The 15,424-nt window shown below is 76.1% G+C and carries 10 protein-coding genes; 5 read left to right on the forward strand and 5 right to left on the reverse strand.

The window, feature by feature from the left end; all coding sequences use genetic code 11:
- Window positions 1-19: 19 nt before the first annotated feature.
- The 4 genes from ACF061_RS33930 to ACF061_RS33945 form a co-directional block, all read right to left on the reverse strand.
- Entirely contained in the window at window positions 20-4,726 is a 4,707-nt protein-coding gene (locus ACF061_RS33930) for a hypothetical protein (RefSeq protein ID WP_392270854.1), read from the reverse strand.
- 37 nt (window positions 4,727-4,763) lie between these two features.
- Window positions 4,764-5,654 (reverse strand): hypothetical protein, encoded by an 891-nt coding sequence (locus tag ACF061_RS33935; protein ID WP_392270855.1) that lies wholly within the window; start codon window positions 5,652-5,654, stop codon window positions 4,764-4,766.
- Window positions 5,655-5,859: 205 nt separating this feature from the next.
- Window positions 5,860-7,386, reverse strand: a complete 1,527-nt coding sequence (locus ACF061_RS33940) for a hypothetical protein (RefSeq protein ID WP_392270856.1) — start codon at window positions 7,384-7,386, stop codon at window positions 5,860-5,862.
- Between the two features lie 479 nt (window positions 7,387-7,865).
- Window positions 7,866-8,561 carry a GntR family transcriptional regulator gene (locus ACF061_RS33945; RefSeq protein ID WP_392270857.1) on the reverse strand — a complete coding sequence of 232 codons (696 nt, stop codon included), beginning with the start codon at window positions 8,559-8,561 and terminating at the stop codon, window positions 7,866-7,868.
- Window positions 8,562-8,823: 262 nt separating this feature from the next.
- Between ACF061_RS33945 and ACF061_RS33950 the strand changes: the two genes are divergently transcribed.
- The 5 genes from ACF061_RS33950 to ACF061_RS33970 are packed head-to-tail and all read left to right on the forward strand — an operon-like array spanning window position 8,824 to window position 13,492.
- Window positions 8,824-10,143 (forward strand): MFS transporter, encoded by a 1,320-nt coding sequence (locus tag ACF061_RS33950; RefSeq protein WP_392270858.1) that lies wholly within the window; start codon window positions 8,824-8,826, stop codon window positions 10,141-10,143.
- Entirely contained in the window at window positions 10,140-11,123 is a 984-nt protein-coding gene (locus ACF061_RS33955) for a putative hydro-lyase (protein ID WP_392270859.1), read from the forward strand. Before ACF061_RS33950 ends, ACF061_RS33955 begins: the two co-directional genes overlap by 4 nt.
- Before the next feature lie 19 nt (window positions 11,124-11,142).
- Window positions 11,143-11,901 (forward strand): LamB/YcsF family protein, encoded by a 759-nt coding sequence (locus ACF061_RS33960; protein WP_392270860.1) that lies wholly within the window; start codon window positions 11,143-11,145, stop codon window positions 11,899-11,901.
- Window positions 11,898-12,626: a 5-oxoprolinase subunit PxpB gene (gene pxpB / locus ACF061_RS33965; protein WP_392270861.1), complete on the forward strand. Its 729-nt coding sequence runs from the start codon at window positions 11,898-11,900 to the stop codon at window positions 12,624-12,626. The genes ACF061_RS33960 and pxpB overlap by 4 nt, the downstream gene beginning before the upstream one ends.
- Window positions 12,623-13,492: a biotin-dependent carboxyltransferase family protein gene (locus ACF061_RS33970; protein WP_392270862.1), complete on the forward strand. Its 870-nt coding sequence runs from the start codon at window positions 12,623-12,625 to the stop codon at window positions 13,490-13,492. The genes pxpB and ACF061_RS33970 overlap by 4 nt, the downstream gene beginning before the upstream one ends.
- Window positions 13,493-13,947: 455 nt before the next feature.
- On the opposite strand, the gene ACF061_RS33975 is transcribed toward ACF061_RS33970, so the two are convergent.
- Window positions 13,948-15,366: a HEAT repeat domain-containing protein gene (locus ACF061_RS33975; protein WP_392270863.1), complete on the reverse strand. Its 1,419-nt coding sequence runs from the start codon at window positions 15,364-15,366 to the stop codon at window positions 13,948-13,950.
- Between the last annotated feature and the right edge of the window lie 58 nt (window positions 15,367-15,424).

The raw sequence follows: 15,424 nt of genomic DNA on the forward strand, positions 1-15,424 counted from the left end.
GCGGTGCCCCGCCCCGCGGCTACGGGGTGCTCGGCGCCGGTTTCCGGAACATCCGGGTCGCCGTGATCTCGCTGTGCCCGGCTTCTCCGGTGGGCGTCTGACGCGGCAGCCCCGGCCTCAGGTGCTCCTCCACGCTGATGTACTTCAGTCCGGCCCTCAGGTCCGCGTCGTTGCGCAGCCGGATGACCAGCGGGAACTCCGCCAGCGCCGTCGTGTCGAACAGGCCGGTGGTGTAGAGGAGCTGGACACCGAGCGCGTCGGACACGGCCCGCTGGAGTTCCAGCAGATACGTGGCGTTGGCGCGGCCGATGGGGTTGTCCAGGAACAGCGTGCCCGCGTGGCGGTGCCTTTCGCGGCCCCGGTCGTTGCTCCGGAGGGCCGCCATGGTGCAGTACAGGGCGATGGCCGCGGTGAGCAGTTGTCCGCCGGAGAAGACGTCGCCCATCTGTCCGACCGGGACGCGTTCGGCGCGCAGCACCGCGTCCGGCTTGAGGATCTCCACGGCGACGCCCCTGGGCTGGAGCGCGGCGGCCACCCCGCGCAGCAGCAGGGACATGCCGTCGCGGCGCAGGTCGGAGTTCTTCTTCACGGCGGCCCGGGTGGCCTCGTCGATGACCTCGCCCAGCCGCTCGGTGAGCGTCGCCTGGTCGGGCTCCTCGAAACGGATGCGCAGGAACTCCTGCCCGGACCACTCGCCGAGACCCTCGGGAAGCCGGGAGAGGCGCTGGGCGGACCGGAGCGTGGCGAGGGCGGACTCCACGAGGCCGCGCAGCCGGTCCACGATCGAGTCGCGGTTGCGCTCCAGCTGCGCCAGTTCGTCGGTGAGGACCCGCAGCCGGGGCGCGAACGCGTCGGCCCACTTCTGGGCGTGCTCGGGCAGGGCTGAGGCGGGAAGCTCGCGGATCTGCTGCCGGGCGGGGGTGCGTACCTGTTCGTAGCGGGTGGAGTTGGCGTGCCGGACGAGGACGTCGCCGGCCTCGCGCACGGCGGCCTCGGCGGCGGACAGGTCCGCGGCGCAGCCGCGCAGCGAGCGGCGGGCCTCGGCGGCGGCCTGCCGGGCCGCCTCCGGGCTTCCCGGGTACGGCTCCGGCTCCTCCTGCTCCTCCTCCGACGTGTGCTCGCGCAGCAGGTCGCGGAGCATGGCGGCGATCTCGTCGAAGCCGCCCGCCGCGTCCTCGGCGGCGCGGTGGTCCGCCAGCAGCTCGGCGTGAGCCTCCCGGGCCTGGCTCAACGCCTCGGCGCGAGAGGCGAGTTCGGCGGTGGCGGTGCGCAGCAGGGCCTGCGCGTGCTCGGCGTCGCGCGGGAGCAGTTCCCCGGGCAGTTGGGTGTGCGCCTCGCCGTCCTCGGGGGCGAGGCGCTCGGCCTCGCCGCGCAGCCGACCGAGCTGTTCGCTCGCGGAGGACATGCGGGTCTCCAGGAGCTGCACCAATTCCTCGGCCCGTGCCGCGGCGGCCTGCCGGGACGGACCGTCGGAGCCGTCCGGCGCCTGGAGCAGCTGTTCGGCCCGGGTGCGGACCTTGTTGCTGAGCCGGTCCAGTTCGGCACGGGCCGCGCTCTCGTCGCTCTCCGCGCGCGCCTGTTCGGCGCGCAGGTCGGCGCCGACGCCGACCTTCTCGTACACCTGGGAGGCGGCCCGGTAGGCCTCACGGAGGGCGGGCAGGGACGCCTTGGGCTCGTCGCCGTCGGCCTCGGGCACGTCGTCGGGGGCGCCGGCGATCTCGGAGCGCTCGGCGCGCAGCGCGCGAGCGGTCCGGCGGGCGTCGTCGGCGGCGCGCTGCGCGGCGCGCCGGTCCTCGTCCGCCGCCCGGGCACGTTCCAGGCAGGCCTGGGCGCGGGCCTCGGACTCGGTGGCCTCGTCGGCGAGTTCGCGCAGCCTGACCTGCCAGCCGGCACGCTCGCGCAGCCGGAAGGCGAGCCCGGCGAGGGCGTCGGCGGCACGGCGGGCCCGCTGCGCGGCCTCCTGCCGTTCGTCGCGCACCTGTGCGGCCTCGGCGGCGGTCTCCTCGGCCTCGGCGCGCTCGGTCCGTGCCCCGGCCAGCTCGGCCTCGGCCTCCTCGGCGAACGTGTGGGCGTCGCGGGCCGCGCCGGCCAGTTCGACGAGCCGCCCGGCGGGGCAGCCGGCGCGCCAGGAGGCGAGCCGGGCGGCCAGCTCGCGGTCCTTGCCGAGCCGGGCGGCGAGGCGGTGGATCTCCTCGTCGCGCTCGGTCGCCCGGGCGCGCAGCGCCTGGCGCTCCTCGTCGGCGGCGAACTCGTCGTGCATGGCCGGGTTCGGCGGTACGAGGAAGACGTCGGCCGCCGTGGAGTCCGCGGCCGGGGTGGGGGCGAGGAGCGCCGCGGCGGTGCCGACGGCCACGGCCGACCGGGGCAGCAGGGCCGCCTCGGCCAGAACCTCGCGGGCCCGGGCGTGCGTGCCCGGGTCGGTGATGATCACACCGTCGACCAGTTCGGGGCGGGCGGCGAGCACCCGCGTGTGGTCGGCCGGGTCGACGGCCTGGGCGAGGTAGCGCCAGCCGGGCAGCGCCGGGATGCCGTGTTCGCCGAGGAACTCGACGGTGGCCAGGACGTCGGGGCCGGGCGGCAGCAGACCGCCGTCGCCGAGCGCGCCGAGGATGCGCGCGTCGTCGGCGGCGGCGGTGCGCAGTTCGAACAGGTGGCGCTCGGCGGAGGAGACCGCGGTGTCGAGGAGTTCACGCAGTTCTTCGGCGAAACGGTCCAGGTCCTCCGCCGTGAGGGGGCCCTCGGAGCGGGGGCGCGCGATGCCGCCGGACCCGCCCGTCCGGCCGCGCGTGGCCCCGCCGGCCGTCGTGCTCCCGGCGCCGCCCGACGTGTCGTCGGCCCCCGACCGCGGGGCCGGCACTCCGGGCCGCGCCGCCGGGGCGGCGCCCGGCAGGCTCAGCAGTTCGGCGAGCCGTTCCTCCCCGGCCAGTGCGTCGGCGGTGCGCCGCTCGGCCTCGTACCCGCGCTGTGCCGCGGCGAAGGCGTCGGCGGCGCGGGCCGCGGTGAGTTCCGCGCGGGACTCGGCCGAGGCGGCCTCGCGGGCGTGTTCCGTGGCCTTGCGGGAGATCTCGCGGGCCTGGTCCCAGGCTGCGACGGCGGTCTTCTCGGCGTCGCTGGCGGCCAGGGCCGCGCGCGCCGGGTCGGCGTCGGGTGCGCTGTCGTCCAGCCAGCCGGCGCGCACCGCCTCGGCGGTCTCCTGCTCGACCTCGGTCAGCCGCTGGCGCAGGTGGCCCGCCTCGCTGCGGGCCCGCTGCGCCTCGGTGGCGGCCGCGGTGGCGTCCCGGTGCGCCGTCTCGCCGGCCTCCTGCAACAGCGCGGACCGTTCCTCGCCCTCGTTGGCGAGGGCTTCGGCTCGCTCCGCGGCGGCGTGCAGGGCCCGTACGAGGTCCACGGCCGCCTTGGCCCGCGCGGCGAGGGCCGGGGCGGCGTCCCGTTCGGCCTCCTGGATCGCGGCGGCGACCCGGGTGACGCGGTCCGCGGCGGCACGGTGGCGCAGCACGGCCTCGGCCGCCTGCCAGGCGGAGTGCAGCGTGCGCGCGTCGGCGAGCTCCCGCTTCTGCGCGGCGGCGGACTTCTCGGCGGCGGCCAGCGCCAGCGAGGCGTGCCGGTAGGCGAGTTCGGCGGCGATCAGCGCGCTGCGCTCGCGGCCGCCCTCGGAGTGGGTGACGGCGTGGGCCGCCGCGGTGACGCGCTGGGCGAGGTCCGCGGCCCGTACCCGTTCGCGCACCGCCCGGGCGGAGAGCCGTCGGGCCAGCGTGCGCGTGCGGCGTTCGGCTCCGGTGTGGATGTCGCGGGCGCGGGTGCGGGCCTGGGCGGCTTCGACGATCCGGCCGAGCAGGTCGACCGACCCGGCGGTGAAGTCGCGTTCGGCGATCAGCTCGGAGCGCCGGCCCAGCTTGTCGCCGAAGCCGCTGACCAGATCGGCGAGTCCGTCGGTGTCGCGGGTGTCGGTGACGGCGCGCAGCAGCAGGTCGGTGAAGTCGGAGTCCTTCTTCACCGCGAACAGGCCCGCCGCCTCGCCCTCGTCGGCGTTCATCTCCCGCTGGTAGCGGAAGAGTTCGGGGTCGAGACCGAGGTCGCCGAGGTGTTCGATCCACCGGTCGTGGATCTCCTCCCAGTGCACCTCCAGGTGCGGGTAGACCTTGCCCGCCTCGGTGAGCGCGTCCCTGAAGCCCTTCATGGTGCGGCGCCGGCCCCGGGCGCCCGAGACGCCCTCGGCGGGCGGTCGTACGGCGGTGGCCTCGGCGACCGGGAGGTTGTCCAGGGTGAGGCCCGGGCCGGGCCGGAAGGAGTACCAGGCCTCGGCGAACTTGCGGGGGTCGTTGGAGACCTGGCGGCCGCGCCACTCGCTCGCCTTGCCCACGACCACGCACTCGCCGGTCTGCACGTGCTGCCACTCCAGCGCCACGTGGCCGCAGTCGTCGGCGAGCAGGAACTTGCGCAGCACACCGGAGCTGGCGCCGCCGAGGGTGTTGCGGTGGCCGGGCAGCATCACGGAGAAGATCAGCTTGAGCAGGACCGACTTGCCGCCGCCGTTCTCCAGGAAGAGCACTCCGGCGGGCGCGGGGCGGCGTGGCGGGCCGACCGGCTCGTCCTGGAAGAACTCCGCCTGCATGGGCGCGGGATCGGGCACCGGTTCGCCCACTCCCCGCAGGTCAAGCACGGTGTCGGCGTAGCGCGCACCGGCGGGCCCGATGGAGTAGAGGCGGACCCGGGACAGCTCGTACATGGCGGACTCTCGTCAGTCTTCGTGCAGTTCGGAGGGTTCAGGACTGGGTGGGCGCGTGGAACGGCAGCCCGGCGTCGGCCACCAGTTCCAGGTCGTCGCTCTCCTCGGCGGGCAGCAGGCTCGGCGTGCCGTCGGTGACGGGAACGACGCCCAGGTCGAGGAGTTCGGCCATGGCGGCGCCGCCCGCCATGTCGCGCACCTGGAGCTGGTAGCGGGCCGTGGTGCGGTAGGTGCCGCCGCTCTCCTCGCCCGTGCGCTGGAGGAAGCCGGAGTCGGTGAGGAAGGCCAGGGCCTTCGCCACGATGCCGGTGGTCGAGGCGGCGGGACGCCGCGCGTCCTTGGTGGCGCCGGTCGCGCTGCGCCTGGCCCAGATCCGCCAGGCGGCTTCCAGGCCCGGCGCGTCGGTGGCCGGGTCGGTGTTCTCGCCCCGTTCCTCGGCGCGCTCCTCCAGACGGCGGCAGGCCTGGCGGACGAAGGCGTCGACGCCGTTGACGGTGACGCGTCCGATGTAGCCGTCGTCGGCGAGGTCCTCGGGCCGCGGGAAGGCCAGTGCGGCCGCGGCGAGGTGGGCGAGTCCGTGCAGGAAACGGTCGCCGGAGTCGGCGGCGGCACGACGCGCGTAGTCGCCCATGCGGACGGCGAACACAGAGTCCTCGGCGGCGGTCACCGCCATCCCCGCGCGCGGCGACACCTCCAGGACGACCAGCCCGAGCCCGGCGGCGACCGCGTCCGCGAGCCGGGCGAAGGCCGGGTCCTCGCGGTGGCGGCGCAGCAGCTCGGCGTATTCCTGGTCCCGCGCGGGCTGAAGCTTGGGCTGCAGTCCGAAGGCGACGAGCCGGGCCGCGTCGGCTGCGTCGGCGGGCGTGACGCCGGCAGCGGTGGGCGTGCCGCCGGCTTCCGGCTCACTCCGGTCGACGTGCTCGGTCACGGTCGGGACTCCTTGTCGCGGTGGTGCTCACGGTCGCGGTGCTGCGCGCGGCCGCGGTCTGGTGCGTGTGTGCCGCCCTGTGTCGGCGGGCCGATGTGTGGTCGCGGGCCGGCTTGCGGGGGCGGGCCGGCCGGTGCGGGGGCGCCGGTCCGGTCCGGGGTGCGGCTCCGGCCGGGGCTCACGCCGCCTCGGCTCCGGCGGGGGCTCACGCCGCCTCCGTCCGGTCGGCGGCCATCCCGGCCGCGTCCAGCAGCGCCGTGCCGACGATGAGGTCGGCGCCGCCGAACTCGGGGTCGTCCAGCTCGGTGCCGTCGTCCACGGCGAACAGGAGCTTCTCCTCGCCCTGCCGGTAGGCGGTGCCGACCGGCGGGCTGGCCGCGTGCACGGCGAGCAGCGCGACCAGGTACGGGAGGTCGGCGTCCCCGCGGCGGGCCTCGGCGAGCAGCCCCGACAGCCGCCGCGGCGCGTCGGCCGGCAGGTCGAGCAGCTCCATGGCGGCGGCCAGCTGCTCCTCGCTGAACCGGCTGTCGTCCGGCGTGGCGATCAGGTCCGGTTCGGGCATCTCGGCACCGAGGTGCTCGCGCTCCACGGGCGGCGTCAGCAGGATGTCGACGAGGTCCCCGACCCGGACGGACACCGGCGTGCGCAGCCCGGTCCCGTGCGCGAAGAAGGCGTCCGTGACCCGGATCGCCTGCTCCAGCGGCAACGGGAGCGCGGGGGCGAGCAGATGGCCGTAGAGGTCCGTGCCGGAGGTGGTCAGGGGGGTGGCGAAGGCCTGCCGGTCCTGTTCGGCGCGGAAGAGGGGGCCGGCCTCCAGCAGCCGGGACTGCAACTGCGTGTGCCTGCGGATGCAGTCCTTGACGATGTCGACGAGCTCGGCGGCGCGCCGTTTGTGCTCGGGCTCCTCGGTCTCGTCACGTGCCTTGCGGATGTTGGTCAGGATCGCGTTCTCGTGCCGGTACCGGTCGGCGACGTGGTCCAGGGCCTCGGCGATCATGTCCGGTACGGCGCTCAGCCAGTCCACCGCGCGGACGTTGCGGCGGGTGGCCTCCAGGGCCCGGCGCAGGGTCTCGGAGTACTGCACGGTCCGGTAGCGCGCCTGCTCGGCGGCGAGCTGGGCGTCGGCGAGGCGACCGCGGTTGATGAGCACCTCGAGCTTGACCTCGGCGGCGATCTGGGCGCTGGTGACGTCGGTGTCGAGGGCGCCCACGAGGACGTTGACCGCCTCGTCCGTGGTGCGCAGGTAGACGCTGCCGCCGGGGCCCGGCACCTCCTCGATCAGCTTGAAGTCGTAGTCCCGGCGCACATACGTGCCGTCCGGGGCGAAGGTGCCGTACACCGCGCGGAAGCCGCGGTCGACGCTGCCGACGTTGATCAGGTTCTCCAGGACCCAGCGCGCCACCCGCTCGTGCTCGGCGGCCGGCCTTCGCGGGGCCTGGGCGGCGACGCGCGGGACGAGCCGGGCCACGATCTGGTCGTGGTCGGCGCCGGTGTCGAAGTCCATGTTCAGTGTGACGAGGTCGATACCGGCGAGTGCGATCTCCGCCATGCCGTACACCGAGTACTCGCCCGCGAGGTTCGCCTTGCGGGCGTCGAGGTCGTGCAGCGGCGCCGTGCAGGCGAGCGCGCGCAGCCGCCGCGCCAGCCCCTCGTCGGCGGCCGGGCCCGTGGCGGGGCGCGGCCCCGCGCTGAGCTGGGGCGGAACGCTGTCCGTCGATGCAGGCGAAGTCACGGTGCACAGACTAGGTCCTCGGTCCGACAACGACCCAAACGGCACAGACGCACCCCCGGCGGCACGGCCCGCCACCGCCCCTGCCCCGCCTCCGTTGCCCCTCCCCCGCCTCCGCGACAGCGGCAGCGGCAGCGGCAGCGGCCGTCCTGCCCGGCGCCGCCGGAAGCGCCGCCGCGGCCACTTCCGGACCCGCTGCCGCGGGCGCCGCGACGGCGGCCGTCGCCCTCGGCCCCGCGGACGCCCGGCAGCCGCCGCACCGGCCCGCGCGGCCGTCACACCGGTACGCACGGCCGGTACGCACGGCACGCCGGTACGTGCGACCGTCACGCCGGTGAGCGCGGCGCGTCCGGGATGGCCGGCGCGCCCGACTCGCCCGTCGGGCCGGGCGGTCGGGGAGGGCCGGGAAGTCCGGGTGGTCGGGGCGGTCCGGGCGGTCCGGGCGGTCCGGGCGGTCCGGGCGGTCCGGGCGGTCCGGGCGGCTATGCCTCCTCGCCCACCCGTCGCCGGTACACCTCGACGACCTTCGCCAGGGAGTCGTCGAGGTAGACGGCGAGCAGTTCCTCCGCCTCGCGCCGCCGCCCCGCCGAAAGGGCCCCCAGGATCTGCTCGTTGCGGCTGAGGTAGGGCTCGTGCAGTCTCCTCGGGTCGTCCACGACGTGGAAGGCGAGGCGCAGTTCGGCGAAGACGCTGCGCATCAGTTCGTCGGTGCGGTCGCTGCCCGCGAGCGCGACCAGTTCACGGTGGAAGTGGATGTTGGCGGTGCCCAGCCCTTTCCAGTCGCCCTCGCGCGCGGACCGCCGGCCCTCGGCGACGGCGCCGGCCAGGCCGGCCAGCGCGTACGGCGGCTCGCCGAGGCCCCGTACGACGGCGCACTCGACGAGACGGCGGGTGCGGTAGATGTCCTCGACGTCCTCCACGGCCAGCACCCGCACGAAGACCCCGCGGTTCAACTCGTGGACGAGCAGCCGCTCGTGCGTGAGCAGGCGGAACGCCTCGCGCAGGGTGTTGCGGGAGACGCCGAGCGCCCCGCCGATGCTGTCCTCCGACAGCCGGGTGCCGGGCGGGAAGTAGCCCTCGGCGATGCGGCTTCTGAGGATGTCCGAGACCCGCTCGGCCGTGCTGGTGCGGCCCAGCAGGGCACGGTCGTCGGCCAGTGGCGCCGGCTGCTCTGCCATGCCCGGAATTCAACCGCAGACACGAGGACGAGACAACAGGGGTATTGAAGGATCGTTCAACGATCCTCTACCTTGCTGCGCACGGCACCGCTCCGTCCCCGCACGACGTCGGCGCGGAACCGCGGCCCGCGCACGGCGCGAAACCGCACCGCACAGCACCGCACGGCACAGCACCGCACGGCACGGCACGGCACGACACAGCACCGCACGGCACGGCACGGCTCACTCCCAGCACCCTCCGTCCCTCATCTGCGAGGTGCCCATGAGCACGCCCCCTCCACCGAAGGCCCTGGCATCAGACCGCCGGGCCGGACCCGCCGAACACGCCGTCGACGACGGCACGCTGGGCTGGCTGCGAGCGCTGGACCCGCGTGGCCGCCGGGCCTTCGCGGGCGCGTTCGGCGGCTATGCGCTGGATTCCTACGACTACTTCACGCTGCCGCTGAGCATGGTCGCGCTGGCCGCGTACTTCGACCTGGACAGCGGCCGGACCGGCCTGTTCACCACGGTCACCCTGGTCGTCTCGGCGATCGGCGGCGCCGTGGCCGGCGTGGTCGCGGACCGGATCGGCCGGGTCCGCGCGCTGATGATCACGGTGGTCACGTACGCGGTGTTCACGGTCGCCTGCGGCTTCGCGCCCGACTACGGGACGCTGCTGGTCTTCCGCGCCCTGCAGGGCCTCGGATTCGGCGGCGAGTGGGCCGTCGGCGCGGTCCTGGTCGCCGAGTACGCGAGCGCGCGGCACCGGGGCCGCACCCTCGGCGCGGTCCAGAGCTCCTGGGCCGTCGGGTGGGCGCTCGCCGCGGTGGTCTACACACTGGTGTTCTCCGTCGCCGACGACGACTGGGCCTGGCGCGTGATGTTCTGGACCGGCGCGCTGCCGGCGCTGCTGGTGGTGTGGATGCGGCGCCGCGTGCACGACGCGCCGGAGGCTACGGCGGCGCGGGAACAGAGCGCGGAGCGGGGCTCGTTCGCGGCCCTCTTCAGGCCGGGCACGGCCGGGTCGCCGGGCCTGCTGCGCACCACGCTCTGCGCGAGCCTGCTCTCCACCGGTGTGCAGGGCGGCTACTACACGCTGGCGACCTGGGTGCCGACGTACCTGAAGTCGGAGCGGGGGCTGTCGGTGGTCGGGACGGGCGCGTACCTGACGTTCCTGATCTCGGGCGCCTTCGCCGGCTACCTGACCGGCGGTCACCTCACCGACCGGCTGGGCCGGCGGCGCAACATCTGGCTCTTCGCGCTGCTGTCGGCCGTCTGCGTCCTGGTGTACGCCCACATCCCGAGCGGCGCCGGCACCCTGCTCCTGGTGCTGGGCTTCCCGCTCGGCTTCTGCATGTCGGCGATCTTCAGCGGCTTCGGCTCCTACCTGAGCGAGCTGTACCCGACGGCGCTGCGCGGCACCGGTCAGGGCTTCACGTACAACACCGGCCGCGCCGTGGGCGCCGTCTTCCCCACCCTGGTGGGCTTCCTGGCCGACGGCTGGGGTGTGGGCGGCGCACTGGTCTTCGGGGCGATCGGCTACGGCATCGCGGCCCTGGCGCTGCTGGGACTGCCCGAGACCCGCGGGAGGGAACTCGCATGAGCAGCACGGACGCCACGGACGACCACCGCCTTCCGGCCGCCGCGGACCACCGCCCCGCGGCCCTCCCCCACCACCGCCCCGAGCCCCCCGCGCAGCACCGGACCGGGGCCGGCGCCGGGGAGCGTTCCGGCACCGGCGCCGGCACCGACGGCCGCCCGGGGACGCCCGCGGGCGACCGCCCGGTGGCCCTCGTCGACGAGCGGGCGCACGCGTGGAGCCCCCGCGCGGCCCGGGAGCGCTTCCGGGAGGGGCTGACGGGCCCCACGGCCGGGGTGGCCGCGGGGCACACCCAGGTGAACCTGATCTCCGTTCCGGCCGACTGGGCGTACGACATGCTGCTGTTCTGTCAGCGCAATCCGAAGCCCTGCCCGGTCCTCGACGTGACCGACGCCGGTTCGTCCTCGACCGTCCTCGCACAGGGCGCGGACCTGCGCACCGATCTGCCGAGGTACCGGGTGTGGCGGCACGGCGAGCTGGTGGCGGAGCCGACCGATGTGCGCGGTCAGTGGCGCGATGACCTGGTGACGTTCCTGATCGGCTGCAGCTTCACCTTCGAGTGGGCCCTGGTGTCGGCGGGCGTCCCGATCCGCCACGTCGAGCAGGGCCGCAACGTGCCGATGTACGTGACGGGCCGCCAGTGCCGGCCGGCCGGCCGGCTCCACGGTCCGATGGTCGTGTCCATGCGTCCGGTGCCGCCCGAGCACCTGTCGGCGGCGATCCGGGAGAGCAGCCTGCTCCCTGCGGTGCACGGCGGCCCGGTGCACTGCGGCGACCCGTCCGGTCTGGGCATCGCCGACCTCGGCCGCCCCGACTTCGGCGACCCGGTGGACGCCGAGCCGGACGACATCCCGGTGTTCTGGGCGTGCGGGGTGACCCCGCAGGCGGCGGTGATGGCCTCCCGGCCGCCGTTCGCCATCACCCACGCACCGGGGCAGATGTTCCTGACCGACGCCCGCGACGAGCAGTACCGCGTGGCCTGAGGAGAAACGCGAGCCATCCATGACCTCGATCGACCTGAACGCCGACCTCGGTGAGGGCTTCGGCCGCTGGCGGCTGACCGACGACGAGCAGTTGCTGTCCGTCGTCACCAGCGCCAACGTGGCGTGCGGCTTCCACGCCGGGGACGCGGTCACCATGCGGCGGGTGTGCCGACTGGCGGCCGAACGGGGCGTGCGGATCGGCGCGCAGGTCTCCTACCGGGACCTCGCCGGGTTCGGGCGGCGCGCGATGGACGTGCCGCCCGCCGAACTGGCGGCCGAGGTCGCCTACCAGATCGGCGCCCTGCAGGTCTTCGCCCGGGCGGCCGGCACCCGCGTGTCGTACGTCAAGCCGCACGGCGCCCTCTACAACCGGGTGGTGCGCGACGAGGAGCAGGCGGGCGCGGTCGTCGAGGGGGTGCTGCTCGCCGACGCCGCGCTGCCGGTGCTCGGACTGCCCGGCTCGAGGCTGCTGGAACTGGCCGCGAAGGCCGGACTGCCGGCGGTCACGGAGGCGTTCGCGGACCGGGCCTACACCGACGAGGGCACGCTCGTGCCGCGCGGCCAGGACGGCGCGGTGATCGCCGATCCGGAGGCGGTCGTGGAGCGTTCGGTGGGCCTGGCACGCTCGGGGACGGTCCTCTCGCACGACGGGTCGCCCATCGAGGTCGCGGCCCGCTCGCTGTGCCTGCACGGGGACACGCCGGGTGCGGTGGAGCTGGCCCGGCGGGTGCGGGAACGCCTGGTGGCGGCGGGCGTACGGGTGGAGGCCTTCGCGTGAGGGTGCTGCCGGCCGGCGCGGGCGCGCTGCTCGTGGAGGTCTCCTCCGGTGAGGAGGCGCAGGCCCTGCACGCGGAGCTGCTGCGCCGCCGCGCCGAGGGCCTGCTGACGGTGGAGGAGGTCGTGCCGGCGGCCCGCACGGTCCTCCTGGACGGCCTCGCGGAACCGGACCGGGTGGCCCGCGAACTGGCCGCCTGGCGGGTGCCGCCCGCACCGCCGCAGGAGGAGCGGGTGGTGGAACTGCCGGTGCGCTACGACGGCCCGGACCTCGCCGTCGTGGCCGGGCACTGGGGCGTCGCCGAGCGGGAGGTCGCCCGCATCCACGCGGCGACCGAGTTCCGGGTCGCCTTCTGCGGGTTCGCGCCCGGCTTCGGCTACCTCACCGGCCTGCCGAAGTGCCGTCATGTGCCGCGCCGCGCCACCCCGCGCACCTCGGTCCCGGCCGGCGCGGTGGCGCTGGCGGGGCCGTACACGGGCGTCTACCCGCGCTCGTCGCCGGGCGGCTGGCAGCTGATCGGCACCACCGACGCGGTGCTGTGGGACCACGCGCGCGTGCCCGCCGCACTGCTGTCCCCGGGCACGCGTGTGCGCTTCGTCCCCCAGGAGCCGCCGGGGCCCGGGGCAAAGGAGCCGGAGGAGGAGGGCGGGCCGGGATCGCCGGGGCGGCGGGGGCCCGGGGAGCCGGCCCGACCGGCGGGGCGGGAAGGGCCGGTGGAGGCGCCGTGACGGACCGTGCGCTCGCCGTCGTACGCGCCGGGGCGCTGACCACCGTCCAGGACGAGGGACGTCCCGGGTACGCGCATCTCGGGGTGCCCCGCTCCGGAACGCTGGACGCGCCCGCCGCCGCGCTGGTCAACCGGCTGGTCGGCAACCCGCGCGGGGCCGCCGTCCTGGAGACCACGCTCAACGGCTGCGCGCTGCGCCCCCGTTCCGAGGTGGTCGTGGCGGTCGGGGGCGCGCCCTGCCCGGTCTCGCTGGACGGCCGACCGGCCGCCTGGGGAGCGCCGGTACGGGTCCCGGCGGGGGCGCTGCTGGAGGTGGGCGCGGCCGTCCACGGGGTACGCGGCTACGTCGCCGTCGCCGGCGGGATCGCCGTCGAGCCGGTGCTGGGCAGCCGCGCCACCGACCTGCTGTCCGGGCTCGGCCCCGCGCCGCTCGCCGACGGCATGGTGCTCCCGGTGGGGCGGCCGGCCGGGCCCTGCGCGCGGGTGGACGTCGCCCCGCAGCCGCGACCGCCGGCCGAGCTGGTGCTGCGCGTCGTCCTCGGACCGCGCGACGACTGGTTCACGGCGCGGGCCCTGCGGGTCCTCACCACGCGTCGGTACCGGGTGTCGTCGGCGAGCAACCGCATCGGCCTGCGCACCGAGGGACCCGCTCTGGAGCGGGCCCGGCCCGGCGAACTGCCCAGCGAGGGGATGGTCCTGGGCGCGGTCCAGGTCCCGCCCGACGGCCGCCCGGTGGTCTTCCTCGCCGACCACCCGACCACGGGGGGCTACCCGGTGGTCGGAGTGGTCCGCGCCGCCGACCTCCCGGCGGCCGCCCAGGCGGCCCCGGGCACCCCGGTCCGCTTCGTGACGGTGCGGCGCCGCTGAGAGCCGCCGGGCGCTCGGGGCGCCGGGCGCTCGGGGCACCGCCGGTCGGGACCGGAACGCGGCGGGCGGCGGGCGGCGGGCGGCGGGCGGCGGGCGGCGGGCGGCGGGCGGCGAGGAAGGCCATCACGGAGCCGGTCCGGCCGAAGCGGGCGGCACGCGCGCGTGCCCCCACTCGCCGGTCCCGCCGCGCGCACACGACATCGCGCGCCGGCCGGCGCGCACTCACGGTCGGCGGACCCGGTGGGGCGGACGACGCGTGAGCACGGGTACGCCGTACGGACGTCGAGGGCGTGGGCGGTGCGCCGGCCGGGTCCGGCAGGCCCCGGGTGCGCGGCGCACCCGACGGGGAACACGGACGTCGGTCCCTCCCGGCACGGAACGCCCCCTGGCCGTCGGGGCGGTCCGGCCGGGCGGGCCCGCGGACCACGCGCTCCCGGCCCGCGGGCCACCGGTGTTCACACGGCGGGCGCGTCCGGCCCGATCCGGCTGCGCACGGCGGTCTGCACCTCGGCCTCCTCGGCCGGGTCGGCGGCGAGCCGGCGCAGTTGCTCGACGACCCTGGTGTCGCCGGTCTCGGCGTACCGGGCGGCGAGTTCGCGGGTGCTCTCCTCGCAGTCCCACAGGCACTCGACGGCGAACCCGGCGGCGAAGGAGGGATCGGTGGCGGCCAGCGCGCGGGCGGCGCGATGGCGGAGCTGGGAGGAGGCGGTCTCGCGGTAGACGTGGCGCAGGACGGGCGCGGCGCAGCCGATGCCGAGGCGTCCGGCGCCGTCGACCAGGGTCCACAGGGTGGCGGCGTCGGGTCCCTCGGCCCGCACGGCCTCCCGCAGGGCGGCGAGGACGAGTTCGCGGTCCCGGGCTCCGCCGCGGCAGGCCAGCATGCGTCCGGCGGCCGCACCCAGCCGGTCGGGGCGGCCGGCCCAGCCGCGGGCCCGGTCGACGGCCGCGACACTGCGCATGCGTTCGAAGGCGTCCACGGCGGCCTCGACCACGACGGCCGAGCCGTCGGACACCGCCGACTCGATCAGGCCGAGGATGTCGGGGTCGTTGCCGTCGGCGAGGTAGCGCAGGGCGGTGCAGCGGGCGCCGTCGAGCCCGCTCCGGGCGGCCCGGAGGATCTCGGGCCGGTCCTCGGGGCCGGCCACGGCGGTGAGACAGCGGGCGGCCGGGACGTGGAGGGCGGCACCGCGGTCCAGGCCCTGCTGGGCCCAGTCGAACACGGCTTGCACGCTCCAGCCCGGGCGGGGTCCGGTGGGGCGCATCTGCCGCTGCCAGCGGTCGAAGCAGCCGGCCTCGTGGGCGGCGCGCACCCGCGTGGCGATCGACTCGCGCGGGTCCTCGGCCCACAGCCGCCACGGCCGCGGCTCGAAGGCGTCGCGCACGGCGGCGGCCAGTTCGGCCTCGCCCTCGGCGTCGGTGGTGAAGCGGGCGAGGACGGGTGCGGCGAGGGCGCGCAGCCCGGCGTCGTCGTCGCGCAGCGCCAGTTCGTCGAGCGCCCACGCCCAGTTGGAGCCGCGGGCGGCGTATCCGCGCAGCAGGGCGAGCGCGTCCCGTCTGCCGTAGGAGGCGAGGTGCCCGAGGACGGCGAGGGCGAGTCCGGTGCGGGACTCGTCGGTGTCGAGGGCGTCCTCGGGGTCGAAGAGGTGCGCCTCGATCGCGTCCAGTTCGCCGTTCAGGTCGAGGTAGAGACGGGCGTAGTAGAGGGAGCGGTTCTCCACCTGCCAGTCGTGGCGCGGGTCGCGCAGCACGCAGTGGTCGAGTGCCGCGAGCGCCTCGGTGCGCGGCGCGGTGAGCGCGTGGAGTGTGCCGTCGCCGCGGCCCCGCTGGAGCAGGCCGAGCAGCGTGCCGCTGGGCGCTATGACCGGATCGAACATGGGAAACAGCCTCACATCAAGCGTCGACGCAACCGGGGAACACGCACTACCTGGCCGC

Origin of the sequence: Streptomyces sp. NPDC015220 (assembly GCF_043079345.1) — a bacterium.
Taxonomy (GTDB): Bacteria; Actinomycetota; Actinomycetes; order Streptomycetales; family Streptomycetaceae; genus Streptomyces.

Excerpts from the sequence above, each read along its gene's own strand:
- ACF061_RS33930 (WP_392270854.1), bottom strand. The coding sequence starts at position 4,726 with ATGTACGAGCTGTCCCGGGTCCGCCTCTACTCCATCGGGCCCGCCGGT.
- ACF061_RS33945 (WP_392270857.1), bottom strand. The coding sequence starts at position 8,561 with ATGGCAGAGCAGCCGGCGCCACTGGCCGACGACCGTGCCCTGCTGGGC.
- ACF061_RS33950 (WP_392270858.1), top strand. The coding sequence starts at position 8,824 with ATGAGCACGCCCCCTCCACCGAAGGCCCTGGCATCAGACCGCCGGGCC.
- ACF061_RS33955 (WP_392270859.1), top strand. The coding sequence starts at position 10,140 with ATGAGCAGCACGGACGCCACGGACGACCACCGCCTTCCGGCCGCCGCG.
- ACF061_RS33960 (WP_392270860.1), top strand. The coding sequence starts at position 11,143 with ATGACCTCGATCGACCTGAACGCCGACCTCGGTGAGGGCTTCGGCCGC.
- ACF061_RS33975 (WP_392270863.1), bottom strand. The coding sequence starts at position 15,366 with ATGTTCGATCCGGTCATAGCGCCCAGCGGCACGCTGCTCGGCCTGCTC.